Consider the following 12372-nt stretch of genomic DNA (forward strand, 5'->3'; position numbering starts at 1 on the left):
CCGCCATCCGGGAAAAGCATGACGCGCACGACCTCGCCGCCTACGCGCGCGAACTCGAACTTTTCGTCCGGCCCCGAACCCTGTCGGGTGAACCTTAGAGGGTGGCGACCCAGTTGCTTAGCAGCCGCGCACCCGCATCCCCCGACTTCTCCGGGTGGAACTGCGTCGCACACAACGGCCCGTTCTCCACCGCCGCCACAAACCTGTCGCCACCGTGCTCGGCGTACGTCACCAACGGTTCCTTGGTCTTGCCGTGGGTGACCAGGTCCCACGTACGCGCCGCGTAGGAATGCACGAAGTAGAACCGCTCGCTCTCGACACCATCGAACAGCTGAGACCCAGCCGGCACGTCGACGGTGTTCCAGCCCATGTGCGGCACGACCTCAGCCTCCAGACGCGTGACAGACCCCGGCCACTCCCCCAGGCCCTCGGTGCGCACGCCGTGCTCGATCCCGGTCTCGAAGAGCACCTGCATGCCGACACAAATGCCCAGCACCGGACGACCACCCGCCAACCGACGACCGATGACCTCACCCGCCTTGACCTGCAGCAGCCCCGCCACGCACGCGGCGTACGCCCCGACGCCCGGCACCACGAGACCGTCGCAGTGCTGCGCACGGTCCCGGTCCGCGGTCAGCTCGACGTTCGCGCCGGCGCGCTCCAGCGCGCGCACGGCCGAGCGGGTGTTGCCCGACCCGTAGTCGAGCACCACCACATCAGGCTTGCTCATCCCAGAGCCTCCAGAAAGACAGAGATCAGTCGGCCAGCGTGCCCTTCGTCGAAGGCACCCCGCCCTCACGCGGATCGAACGCCACCGCATCCCGCAGCGCTCGCGCGAACGCCTTGAACTGCGCCTCCACCAGGTGGTGCGGGTCGCGGCTGCTCAGCACGCGGATGTGCAGCGCGATCTGGGCGTGGAACGCGATCGTCTCGAACACGTGGCGGGTCAGCGAACCCTGGTAGTCGCCGCCGATCGCGACGTAGATCTGGCCCTCGGGCTCACCGACGTGCACGCAGTACGGCCGCCCGGAGACGTCCACCGCACACTGCACCAGCGCCTCGTCCAGCGGCACGAGCGCGTCGCCGAACCGGCGAATGCCCTTCTTGTCGCCCAACGCGATCTTCAGCGCGTCTCCCAGGGCGATCGCGGTGTCCTCGACGGTGTGGTGGGCGTCGATGTGGGTGTCGCCCTCGGTGCGCACCGTCAGATCGAGCAGCGCGTGCCGCGCCAGGCTGTTGAGCATGTGGTCGTAGAACCCGACGCCCGTCGAGATCTCGCCCTTGCCGGACCCGTCGAGGTCGACCTCGACGAAGACGCTCGACTCCTTCGTCGCGCGCTCGATCGTCGCAGTCCGCTTTGCTGCGCCAGCCTGCTCGCTCATGAGAGCACCTCCACCAGGGCGTCCTTGAACGCCGCCATCTCCTCGCCCGTGCCGATCGACACGCGCAGCCATCCGTCCGGCCCGGTCTCCCGCACCAGCACACCTCGGTCCAGCAGACCCTGCCAGACCTGGTGACGATCCTCGAACCGGCCGACGAAGACGAAGTTCGCGTCCGAGTCCGCCACCGTCAGACCCTGCCCGCGCAGCCACTCCACGGTGCGGTCACGCTCGGCCCGCAGCTCGTCGACCTTGCCCAGCAGGCTCGGAGCGTGCCGCAGCGCCGCCAGCGCCATCGCCTGCGTCACCGCCGAGAGGTGGTACGGCAGCCGCACCACCCGCAGCGCGTCCACGATCTCGGTCGCCGCCGCCAGGTAGCCCACCCGGCCACCGGCCAGCGCGAACGCCTTGCTCATCGTGCGCGTCACCACCAGGTTGCGGTGCTCGCCCAGCAGCGCCAGCGCGCTCGGAGTGCCCTCGCGACGGAACTCGCCGTACGCTTCGTCGATCACCAGCACACCCGGCAGCTCCTGCGTCGCCAGCGCCTCCGCGATCGCGACCACGGCCTCCGGCGCGAGCGCCGTGCCGGTCGGGTTGTTCGGGCTCGGCAGCAGCACGACCGTCGGCTCGTGCTCCTTCACCGTCGCCACCGCGTGGGCGATGTCGAGCGTGAAGTCCTCCGCTCGGTGCCCCGCCACCCACGTCGTCAGCGAGTTGCGGGCGTACTCCGGATACATCGAGTACGTCGGCGCGAAGCTCACCGCCGTACGCCCCGGGCCGCCGAACGCCTGCAGGATCTGGCTCATCACCTCGTTGGACCCGTTCGCCGCCCACGTGTTCGCGGCCGTCAGGCCGGCGGGGGTGTCGGCGTTCAAGTACGCCGCGAGCTGCTCACGCAGCCCCATGTGCTCCCGGTCGGGGTAGCGGTTCAGCGTCGTCGCCGCCTCACCGACCGAGGCTGCGATGTCGGCGACGCACGCCTCGTCGGGGGCGTACGGGTTCTCGTTGACGTTCAGCTGCACCGGCACGTCGAGCTGCGGCGCCCCGTACGGCTCGACCCCCCGCAGCTCGTCCCGCAGCGGGGGCCAGGTCACTGGTTCGCCCCGGCGTCAGCCTGATCGGCAGCAGCGTCGAACGTCTCCGGCGCCAGCCGCGCCCGCACCGCCGCGCCGTGACCGGGCAGGTCCTCGGCGTGCGCGAGGTTGATGACGTGGGTGCCGACCTCCTTGAGGGCCGACTCCGTGTACGTCACCACGTGCACCGCCTTGAGGAACGACCGCACCGAGAGACCCGAGGAGTGGCACGCGCAGCCGGCGGTGGGCAGCACGTGGTTGGATCCCGCGCAGTAGTCGCCCAGCGACACCGGCGTGAACGACCCGACGAACACCGCGCCCGAGTTCTGCACCGTCATCGCTCTCTCGTCGGCGTCGACGGTCTGGATCTCGAGGTGCTCCGCGGCGTACGCGTTAACCACCTTCATGCCCTGGTCGAGGTCGGTGACCGTAACGATCGCCGACTGCGGACCACCGAGGGCGGTGCGTACGCGCTCCTCGTGCTTGGTCTGCGGCACCTGCAGCTCGAGCTCGGCCTCGACCGCGGCGGCGAGGTCGTCGCTCGGGGTGACCAGCACCGACCCGGCCATCGGGTCGTGCTCGGCCTGGCTGAGCAGGTCGGCGGCGACGTTGCGGGCGCTGGCGGAGTCGTCGGCGAGGATCGCGATCTCGGTCGGGCCGGCCTCGGAGTCGATGCCGACGACACCCTTGAGGTAGCGCTTCGCCGCGACCACGTAGATGTTGCCCGGGCCGGTGACCAGGTCGACCGGCCGGCACGGACCGGCGCCGTAGGCGAACATCGCGATCGCCTGGGCGCCGCCGACGGCGTACACCTCGTCGATGCCGAGCAGTTCGCAGGCAGCCAGGATCGTGGGGTGCGGCAGGCCGCCGAACGCCTTCTGCGGGCTGGAGGTCAGCGCGATGGAGCCGACGCCGGCGACCTGGGCGGGGACTACGTTCATGACGACGGAGGAGACCAGCGGGGAGAGCCCGCCGGGCACGTACAGGCCCACGCGGCCCATCGGCACCATGCGGTTGCGCACCACGGCGCCTGGGGCGACCTCGGTGGTGGTGTCGTGCTCCATCTCGGCCTCGCACGTGGCGCGGAGGCGGCGGATGGACTCCTCCAGCCCGGCGCGTACGTCGGGGTCGAGGTTGGCCAGCGCGTCGCGCAGGGCCTCGCGCGGCACGGCGATCTCGGTCTGGGTGACGCCGTCGAACTGAGCGGAGTACTCGGTGATCGCCTCCACGCCACGGGCGCGCACCTCGGCGCAGATCGGACGAACGACATGCACGGCGGACTCGACGTCGAACTCGGCGCGCGGCACCGCGGCGCGGTAGTCGAGGTCAGGTCCTGCGTCGCGCAGGTCGAGTCGGCGGATCATGACCTCATTCTAGGTGCGCGGCGAGTGGCCCCCGCACGGCGTACGCGTGAGATCAGACGCGCCCGCGTCACCGCCTCGCCCGTCAACCACCGGTGGGCCACCGGCGGCGTACTAGGTTGAGAGGCATGTCCCAGCAGCTGCCGATGTTCCCGCTGAACACGGTGGTCTTCCCCGGTATGCGGGTGCCGCTCAACGTCTTCGAGAAGCGCTACCGCGCGCTCGTACGCCACCTGCTCGCCGAGGACATGCCCCGCAACCGGCTGCTCGGCACCGTCGCGATCCGCGCGGGCTACGAGGTCGGCGAGCACGGCGCACAGGCCGTGCACACCACCGGCGTCCTGCTGCAGATGACCGAGTGCACCCCGCACTCCGACGGTGGCTTCGAGATCGAGGTGCTCGCCCGGCAGCGGATGCAGCTGCTGCAGATGGGCACGACCGACGGGTTCCCCTCCGGTGAGGTCGAGCTGCTCGAGGACGACGAGCCCGACCTCGCCGACGCCGACGAGGAGGCGCACCGGGCGCTGGAGACCTTCGAGCAGTACCGCGGCCGCCTCGCCGAGATGCGCGGCGAGATCGTGCGGTCCGGCTCCTTCGGGTCCGACCCGTCGTTCCTCTCCTACGCCCTCTCGGCCACAGCGCTGCTGCCGATGCACCACCGGCAGTCGCTGCTCGAGGCCGAGACCGCCGCGGACCGGCTGCGTCTGCTGCGCACCTACCTCACCGACGAGATGCGCTCCATGCGCGCGCTCCCCTCCCTGCCGGCGACCGAGATCGCCCGCTCTGGCTGGTCACCCAACTAGGTTTCTCGTCGGGATCCGACGCGCACCACACCAAGGAGAGGCCATGAGCCGACTCGTCCCGTTCCTGACGTTCCAGGCCGGCAAGGGGCAGCACGCCGGCGAGGCCATCGAGTTCTACACCAGGCTCTTCCCCGCGGGCCGGGTCGTCTCCGACGTCCGCCACGGCGCGGAGGGCCCCGGCCCCGAGGGGTCGGTGATGGTCGCGGAGCTCGAGCTGGCCGGGCACCCGCTGCGGCTCAGCGACAGCTTCGTCGAGCACGCCTGGGGTCCGAGCCCGGCGACGTCGCTGTGGCTCGAGCTCGACACCGACGCCGACCTGCGACACGTCTTCGCCGGCCTCGCCGAGGGCGGCACGGTGCACATGCCGCTCGACGACTACGGCTTCGGGCCCTTCGGATGGGTGGACGACCGATTCGGTGTGTCCTGGCAGCTGAGCGTCGTGCCGGACTAGCGACCGGCACCCCGACCACGTCATGGCCTCCGCGAAGTCCGGCGCGACGCCCGCCCTGCGCCTGCTGGCCCGGAGCGGCGTCCCCCACGAGGTGCGTGCGTACGACCACGACCCGGCCGTCACCGACTACGGACTCGAGGCTGCCCAGGCTCTCGACGTCGACCCCGCCCGGGTCTTCAAGACCCTGCTGGCCGACCTCGACGGTGAACTCGTCGTCGCCGTGGTCCCGGTGACCGGCCGGCTGGACCTCAAGGCACTCGCCGCCGCCCTCGGCGGCAAGAAGGCGACGATGGCCGACCCGAAGGCGGCCGAGCGTACGACCGGCTACGTCGTCGGCGGCATCTCACCGCTGGGGCAGAAGAAGCGGCTGCGCACGGTCGTCGACCGCTCGGCCGAGGCGTACGCGACCGTGCTCGTCTCCGCCGGTCGGCGTGGGCTGGATGTCGAGTTGAGGCCGGCTGATCTCGTTGGTCTCACCGGCGCGGGGGTGGCGGTGATCGCCGCTGGGTGAGGGGGGGTGGGCCTGCTTCACGGCTCACGGGGTCTCGCGGCTCGGCTAGCGCCTCACTCCTCGACCACCGGGGCGGCTCGGCTAGCGCCTCACTCCTCGACCACCGGGGCAGCTCGGCTAGCGCCTCACTCCTCGACCACCGGGGGCAGATCGACCACCGGGGTCAGCGCACGCGGTCCTTCAGGAAGCTCGTCGCGCGCTGCCACGCCTGTGCCGCGGCGTCGGCGTCGTAGGTGCCGATCAGGTCCTCGTCGTTGAAGAACGCGTGGCCGGCGTCGTACTCGAAGAGCTCCGTCGTCGCCCCGTCGCGGCTGCTGAGGCGGCCGAAGGCCTGCCGCGCGTCCGCGATGTCGATCGCCTCGTCGCCGCGCGCGTAGTGCCCCTGCACGTCGGCGGCGATCCGCTCCAGCTCGACGCCCTGCGGGAACCCGTAGAACGGGACCGCCGCCGAGACCCGATCGCCGGCCTGCTCGGCCAGCGACAGCACGAACCCGCCACCCATGCAGAAGCCGATCGCACCGACCGTGCTGGACGTCGTCGCGTCCAGGCCGGTCAGGTAGTCGATGGCGCCCGAGAGGATCTTCGAGGCCGCGTTGGCGTCGAGGTCGGACATCATCTGCTGCGCCTCCTCGCCGTCGTGGGCGACGCGGTTGCCGTACAGGTCGGGCGCGAGCGCGACGAACCCCTCGCCCGCCAGGCGCCGGGTGACGTCGGCGATGTGGGTCGTGAGGCCCCACCACTCCTGGATCACGATCACGCCCGGCCCGGAGCCGCCCTCGGGCGTCTCGAGGTAGCCGTACGCCGTCGTGCCGTTGGTCGCGAACTCGACGTTGTGCTCGGACTGCTCCTGGGACATGCGGGCTCCTCGGTGTGAGTGGCTGGATCAGTCGGGGTCGGTCGGCGTCAGTCGGTGCCGAGGCGTACGCGCGCCACCTGGGCGTCGCCCTCGGTGCTGATCGAGACGCCGAGGCCCGACAGCGGACCGACGATGTCGTCGAACTCCTGGACGTCCCGACCGGACAGGGACCCGCGGATGTCGTCGGCGATCCCCCCGTTGAAGTTCACGAAGAGCGCCCCGTCGGTGCCGTCGAGCTCCGGCAGCACGGCCTGGAACGCCTCCAGGTCGCCGAGCCGGTCCTGCGGGTCCGCGACGGCAGCGTTCCAGTCCGCGTCCGGACCGTACGCCGTGCCGAGCGCGCCGGACGCCGTGGAGAGCTCGAGCGGAGCGATGAGGGGTCGGAGCGCGTCCAGCACGTCGGAGACCGCGGCCTCGTCCGAGCTGGTCAGCAGCGCCACCGGCAGCGACAGCGACGGCGGCTGGGAAGCCGAGCCCTCGGAGAACGGGACGTCCTGCTCGAAGAACGTCGAGACGACGTCCTCACGCACCGCGAGACCGAACTCGTCACCGACGAGCGTGAGCACGTCCTCAGGCAGCGACAGCCCGCTCTGCCGCTCGAACCGCTCGACCAGGCGCGGGTCCCCGGTGAAGTCGGCGAAGAGGTCGAGTTGCTCGGTGAGGAACTGCTCGTAGTTCTCCGAGACCCCCGCCGTGAAGCCCACCGCCGTGTCCGCCGGGAAGTCCTCCAGTCGGATCGTCTCCGCGGGCGCGCCCGTGCTGGGCTGGTCGGAGCGGAAGGCGGCGACCGCCTCCAGACCACCCTCGGCGAACCGGAGGGTGAAGGCGCCGCTCAGGTCGCCGTCGTAGAGGTCGGTGAAGAAGTCCTCCTCACCCTCGGGCAGGTCCGAGCCGGCCAGCTTGAGGAACTCCTCGACGACGCCGTTGCCGAACCACGCCTCGACGATGCCGTCCTGGCCGCTGAGCGCGGTGATCTCGTCGAACTCCGCGAGGTCCTCCAGCGACCTCTGACCCGCAGCTGCGACCGCGCCGTCGGCGATGGCCTGGGTCTCGGCGAGGATCGCGTAGCCGTCGGCGAATGCGATGCCGGTCGGCTCCGCCCCGGCGCCGCTGCCGCACGCATCCAGCGCCGCAGCCGTCTCGCGGGCACCCTGCTCGTCGGTGACCTGGACCGTGCCGAGCACCTGCGGCTCCTCCTCACCGGGACGCAGCACGATCGCCGCCCGGTCGCCGAGCCACGGCTCGAAGTCGTCGGCCCAGGTCAGGTCGCACTCGGGAGCCTCGTCCAGGGCCAGCTCGATGAGGAACTGACGCAGGTCCTCCTGGTCCTCCGGTGCGCGCTCGCGCAGGTCGGGGAACGCCCGCAGGAACCGGTACGCCTCGATCTTCTGGCCCGCCGGCGGGTCGAAGTCGATGCCGACGTAGGCGATCGCGTCGTCCGGCACCACTGCCGCGGGCTGGGTGCCACCGCCACCGAGGAACCGCAGCCCCAGGGCAACGGCGCCCCCGACGAGCACGAGCGCGAGAGCGCCGGCCACGAGGAAGGCCGTGCGCCTCCCCGTGCCGCGGTCGGTCGGTGCAGCCTCGTCAGCAGGACCCTCGTACGTGCTCATGCCTGGCGCCTCTCCGCGTCGCGTCGTTCCCGAGCGACAGGTGGCGTCGGGGCGTACGCCTCAGGATAGAGCGCCGGACTGGTCGTGATCAGCAGATCCCGGCGCGCCGACCTGGCGTCGCTCACGCACCTCCCGCGGCTCCAGCGAGGGGATGATCAGCTCCGCGACCCACCCTGCGAGCACCCCGAGCGGCCAGGCCAGCATCACGACGAAGACGATCGATCCCAGGCCCTCGCTGCTGACCGCCGTCGCCAGCTGCAGCGGGCCGTCCAGCCGGGTGCCGTCGGCGACGCCTGACAGCTCGGCGGGTGAGAGCACGCTCGGGCCCAGCAGGCGACCGACGCCGAGCATGACGTACGCCGCCACCGCCGACCCGACCACCGCGGCGAGAAGGTCGAGCATGCCCGAGGGCCTGCTCGTGCGCCGACGCGCCAGCCCGACCAGCAGACCCAGGGGGGCGGCGACGACGAGGTACCAGGCGTCGGAGGTGAACGTGCGCGCCAGCTCGACCTCGCCGAGGCCGGCGGCGCCGTCGCTGACGACGTAGACGTCCGGCGTCCACACCAGCCGCCAGACCACCCCGCCCACGACACCCGCCAGCACCAGCGCGACGAAGGTCGTCGCCGCCGACCGTCGCGGCGTCGTCACGCCAGACACCCGGGCCCCAGCAGGTGCTTGAGGTCGGCGAACAGCTCAGGGCAGGGGCTCACGCGCAGGTTGTCGCCCAGTCGCATCAGGCGCGTCGCCTCCCGGGTCTGCAGCCGCAGGTGGGTCTCGGTGGTGCCCGGGTGCGTACGCAGCACCTCCTTGAGCTCGTCGACGACCGGCTTGGTGCACCGCGTCGACGGCATCACGATCACCACCGGACCGCTCGGGCCCTCGGAGACGTCGGGGGCGGTGACCTCCTGCCCCATCAGCTCGGGCGTGTCCTTCGAGCGCGACAACCGGCCCTTGACCGCCACGACAGCGTCCTCGGCCAGCAGCGGCGCGGCGAGCTGGTAGGAGGAGGGGAACAGCAGCACCTCGATGGCGCCCTCGAGGTCCTCGACCGTGACCGTCGCCCAGGCGTCGCCCTTCTTGGTGATCCTGCGCGAGACCGAGGTGATGAGCCCGCAGATGGTGACCTGGGCGCCGTCGGGGCGCTCCTCGTCGGTCAGCAGCCGTCCCACGGTGCAGTCGGCGTGCTGGCTGAGCACGTGCTCGAGCCCCAGCAGCGGGTGGTCGGAGACGTAGAGGCCGAGCATCTCGCGCTCGTGGGAGAGCAGCAGCGACTTGTCCCACTCGGGGATGTCGGGCAGGTCCACGCCGACCCCGAAGCCGCCGCCGGCGTCGTCGTCGAGCCCGGCGAACAGGGAGTCCTGACCGATCGCCTCGTTCTTCTTCGCCTCCGCGAACTGCTCCACGGCCCGCTCGTGCACCGCGACGATCGCGCGGCGCCGGTGGCCCAGGGAGTCGAACGCCCCCGCCTTCGCCAACGACTCGGTGACCCGCTTGTGGCACACCACCGCCGGCACCTTGCCCATGTAGTCGTTGAAGTCGGCGTACGCGCCCTTCTCCTCCCGCGCCGCGACGATGCCGTCGACGACGTTGGAGCCGACGTTGCGCACCGCGGTCAGGCCGAACCGGATGTCGGTGCCGACCGGGGTGAAGTTCGCCGCCGAGAGGTTCACGTCGGGCGGCAGCACCTGGATCTTCATGCGACGGCACTCGTTGAGGTAGATCGCCATCTTGTCCTTGTCGTCCTTCACGGACGTCAGGAGCGCCGCCATGTATTCGGCGGGGTAGTTGGCCTTGAGGTAGGCCGTCCAGTACGACACCACCCCGTACGCCGCGGAGTGCGCCTTGTTGAACGCGTAGTCGGAGAACGGCAGCAGGGTGTCCCACAGCGCCTTGATGGAGGCGTCGGAGAAGCCGCGCTCCTTCATGCCCCCGGAGAAGGTGACGTACTGCTTGTCGAGCTCCTCCTTCTTCTTCTTGCCCATCGCGCGACGCAGCAGGTCGGCCTGGCCCAGCGTGTAGCCCGCGAGCTGCTGGGCGATCGCCATGACCTGCTCCTGGTACACGATCAGGCCGTAGGTCTCCCCCAGGATCGGCTCGAGCGCGTCCGCGAGGTCGGGGTGCAGCGGCTCGACGGGCTCGCGGCCGGTCTTGCGGCGGGCGTACTTGTTGTGACTGTCCGCACCCATCGGGCCCGGGCGGTACAGCGCGCCGACCGCGGAGATGTCCTCGAACTCGTCGGGCTGCATGGAGCGCAGCAGCGCCCGCATCGGGCCGCCGTCGAGCTGGAAGACCCCGAGGGTCTCACCCTTCTGCAGCAGCTCGTACGTCTTCGGGTCGGTCAGCTCGAGGTCCTCGAGCACGACCTGCTCACCGCGGTTGGCCTCGATGTTGCGGATCGCGTCGTCGAGCACCGTGAGGTTGCGCAGCCCCAGGAAGTCCATCTTGATCAGGCCGAGGCCCTCACAGGTGGGGTAGTCGAACTGGGTGATCATCGCGCCGTCAGCGGGACGCTTGAGCATCGGGATCACGTCGAGCAACGGCTCGGAGCTCATGATGATGCCGGCGGCGTGCACGCCCCACTGGCGCTTGAGGCCCTCGATGCCCATCGCGGTGTCGACGACCTTCTTGACGTCGACCTCGGAGTTGTAGAGGTTGCGGAAGTCGCCGCCCTCACCGAAGCGCGCGTGCTCGGGGTCGAAGATCTTCGGCAGCGGCACGTCCTTGCCCATCACCGCAGCCGGCATCGCCTTGGTGATGCGGTCGCCCAGCGCGAAGGGGTAGCCGAGGATACGGCTGGAGTCCTTGACGGCCTGCTTCGCCTTGATCGTGCCGTAGGTGACGATGTACGCCACGCGCTCGTCGCCGTACTTCTGCGTGACGTACTTGATGACCTCGCCGCGACGACGCTCGTCGAAGTCGATGTCGAAGTCGGGCATCGAGACGCGGTCGGGGTTGAGGAACCGCTCGAAGATCAGGCCGTGGCGCAACGGGTCGAGGTCGGTGATGCGCATCGCGTACGCCACCATCGAGCCCGCGCCCGACCCGCGGCCCGGGCCGACGCGGATGCCGTTCTCCTTGGCCCAGTTGATGAAGTCGGCGACGACGAGGAAGTAGCCGGAGAACCCCATCGAGGTGATGACGCCGACCTCGTACTCGGCCTGCTTGCGCACCGCGTCGGGGATGCCGCCGGGGTAGCGGAACTGCAGCCCCCGCTCGATCTCCTTGATCATCCAGGAGTCCTCGTTCTCCCCCTCGGGGCAGGGGAAGCGAGGCATGTAGGTGCCGTTGCCCTCGGTGAACTCGACGTCGCACCGCTCGGCGATCAGCAGGGTGTTGTCGCACGCCTCGCGCAGCCCGTACGTCTCGCCCCACAGGGTGCGCATCTCCGCGGCGGACTTCAGGTAGTAGCCGTCACCGGAGAACGCGAACCGCTCCCCGGGGCCGTCGCCGGCCGGGATGTCCATCGTGGAGCCGGAGTTGATGCAGAGCAGGTGCTCCTGGGAGGCGGCGTCGGCCTGGTGCACGTAGTGCGAGTCGTTGGTCGCCAGCAACGGGATGTCGAGGTCGCGACCGAGCTTGAGCAGGTCGTCGCGCACGCGCTTCTCGATGGAGAGCCCGTGGTCCATCAGCTCGAGGAAGTAGTTGTCGCGCCCGAGGATGTCCTGGAACTCCGCCGCGACCTTGCGGGCGGCGTCGTACTGCCCGTAGCGCAGGTGCACCTGCACCTCGCCCGAGGGACACCCGGTGGTGCCGATGATGCCGTCGGCGTGCCGGGCGAGCAGCTCACGGTCCATGCGCGGCTTCTTGAAGAACCCGTCGCGCCAGGAGCCGGTGGAGAGCCGGAACAGGTTGTGCATGCCGGCCGTGGTCTCGCTCAGCAGCGTCATGTGCGTGTAGGCACCCCGCGCCGAGACGTCGTCGGGACCGCCGTCGTAGAAGTTCACGCCCTTGCGGTCGAAACGCGAGGAGTTCGGCGTGAAGTACGCCTCGATGCCGACGATCGGCTTCACGCCGGCCGCCTTGCACTTGGAGTAGAACTCGTACGCCCCGAACACGTTGCCGTGGTCGGTCATCGCGACCGCCGGCATGCCGAGCTCCGCGGCCCGGTTCGCGAGGTCGCCGAGGCGGGCGGCGCCGTCGAGCATCGAGTACTCGGTGTGCACGTGCAGGTGGACGAAGGAGTCCTGCTGGCCAGCCGGCATCGGGGGTGGTCTCACCTTCCGCAGAGCGAGGAAAAGAGGGGTCGACCAGAGGTCGATCGAGCAGCCCGGGATGGCCGGGTCCAGGGGCAGGTGCTCAACCCTAGGACAGCGCTCCGACACTCC

The 12372-nt window shown here is 70.5% G+C and carries 11 protein-coding genes; 3 read left to right on the forward strand and 8 right to left on the reverse strand.

Translation table 11 applies throughout. From position 1 onward, the window contains the following. Positions 1–94: 94 nt before the first annotated feature. The 4 genes from hisH to hisD are packed head-to-tail and all read right to left on the reverse strand — an operon-like array spanning position 95 to position 3816. Entirely contained in the window at positions 95–730 is a 636-nt protein-coding gene (gene hisH, locus KLP28_02090) for an imidazole glycerol phosphate synthase subunit HisH (GenBank protein QWC85592.1), read from the reverse strand. Positions 731–755: 25 nt separating this feature from the next. After that, on the reverse strand, positions 756–1382 hold the full coding sequence (hisB, locus tag KLP28_02095) for an imidazoleglycerol-phosphate dehydratase HisB (protein QWC85593.1): 627 nt from the start codon (positions 1380–1382) through the stop codon (positions 756–758). Continuing rightward, positions 1379–2473 (reverse strand): histidinol-phosphate transaminase, encoded by a 1095-nt coding sequence (locus KLP28_02100; GenBank protein ID QWC85594.1) that lies wholly within the window; start codon positions 2471–2473, stop codon positions 1379–1381. Before KLP28_02100 ends, hisB begins: the two co-directional genes overlap by 4 nt. Further along, complete coding sequence (gene hisD / locus KLP28_02105; GenBank protein QWC85595.1) at positions 2470–3816, reverse strand: histidinol dehydrogenase; 1347 nt, start codon at positions 3814–3816, stop codon at positions 2470–2472. The genes KLP28_02100 and hisD overlap by 4 nt, the downstream gene beginning before the upstream one ends. Before the next feature lie 125 nt (positions 3817–3941). Here hisD and KLP28_02110 point away from each other — a divergent pair, with 125 nt between their 5' ends. Genes KLP28_02110 through ybaK form a run of 3 tightly spaced genes read left to right on the forward strand, consistent with a single transcriptional unit; the run spans position 3942 to position 5578 of the window. Then, a complete protein-coding gene (locus KLP28_02110) occupies positions 3942–4616 on the forward strand; it encodes an LON peptidase substrate-binding domain-containing protein (GenBank protein QWC85596.1) in 675 nt (224 codons plus the stop codon). A gap of 43 nt (positions 4617–4659) precedes the next feature. After that, entirely contained in the window at positions 4660–5067 is a 408-nt protein-coding gene (locus tag KLP28_02115) for a VOC family protein (protein ID QWC85597.1), read from the forward strand. 22 nt (positions 5068–5089) lie between these two features. Next, positions 5090–5578 (forward strand): Cys-tRNA(Pro) deacylase, encoded by a 489-nt coding sequence (gene ybaK, locus KLP28_02120; GenBank protein QWC85598.1) that lies wholly within the window; start codon positions 5090–5092, stop codon positions 5576–5578. 163 nt (positions 5579–5741) lie between these two features. On the opposite strand, the gene KLP28_02125 is transcribed toward ybaK, so the two are convergent. The 4 genes from KLP28_02125 to dnaE are packed head-to-tail and all read right to left on the reverse strand — an operon-like array spanning position 5742 to position 12249. Then, the gene (locus KLP28_02125; protein QWC85599.1) at positions 5742–6434 is read right to left on the reverse strand and encodes a dienelactone hydrolase family protein; all 693 of its coding nucleotides are present in this window, start codon (positions 6432–6434) and stop codon (positions 5742–5744) included. A 47-nt stretch (positions 6435–6481) separates the two neighbouring features. After that, positions 6482–8047: a DUF3352 domain-containing protein gene (locus KLP28_02130; protein QWC85600.1), complete on the reverse strand. Its 1566-nt coding sequence runs from the start codon at positions 8045–8047 to the stop codon at positions 6482–6484. Between the two features lie 60 nt (positions 8048–8107). After that, entirely contained in the window at positions 8108–8695 is a 588-nt protein-coding gene (locus KLP28_02135; GenBank protein QWC85601.1) for a hypothetical protein, read from the reverse strand. Then, entirely contained in the window at positions 8692–12249 is a 3558-nt protein-coding gene (gene dnaE / locus KLP28_02140) for a DNA polymerase III subunit alpha (GenBank protein QWC85602.1), read from the reverse strand. The genes KLP28_02135 and dnaE overlap by 4 nt, the downstream gene beginning before the upstream one ends. Between the last annotated feature and the right edge of the window lie 123 nt (positions 12250–12372).

It is taken from the genome of Nocardioidaceae bacterium (assembly GCA_018672315.1).
Classification (GTDB): Bacteria; Actinomycetota; Actinomycetes; order Propionibacteriales; family Nocardioidaceae; genus TYQ2.

Bases quoted from the DNA above. Each gene is read 5' to 3' on its own strand.
- dnaE (QWC85602.1), bottom strand. From the start codon at position 12,249: ATGCCGGCTGGCCAGCAGGACTCCTTCGTCCACCTGCACGTGCACACC.
- hisD (QWC85595.1), bottom strand. From the start codon at position 3,816: ATGATCCGCCGACTCGACCTGCGCGACGCAGGACCTGACCTCGACTAC.
- ybaK (QWC85598.1), top strand. From the start codon at position 5,090: ATGGCCTCCGCGAAGTCCGGCGCGACGCCCGCCCTGCGCCTGCTGGCC.
- KLP28_02125 (QWC85599.1), bottom strand. From the start codon at position 6,434: ATGTCCCAGGAGCAGTCCGAGCACAACGTCGAGTTCGCGACCAACGGC.
- KLP28_02130 (QWC85600.1), bottom strand. From the start codon at position 8,047: ATGAGCACGTACGAGGGTCCTGCTGACGAGGCTGCACCGACCGACCGC.
- hisH (QWC85592.1), bottom strand. From the start codon at position 730: ATGAGCAAGCCTGATGTGGTGGTGCTCGACTACGGGTCGGGCAACACC.
- hisB (QWC85593.1), bottom strand. From the start codon at position 1,382: ATGAGCGAGCAGGCTGGCGCAGCAAAGCGGACTGCGACGATCGAGCGC.
- KLP28_02110 (QWC85596.1), top strand. From the start codon at position 3,942: ATGTCCCAGCAGCTGCCGATGTTCCCGCTGAACACGGTGGTCTTCCCC.
- KLP28_02115 (QWC85597.1), top strand. From the start codon at position 4,660: ATGAGCCGACTCGTCCCGTTCCTGACGTTCCAGGCCGGCAAGGGGCAG.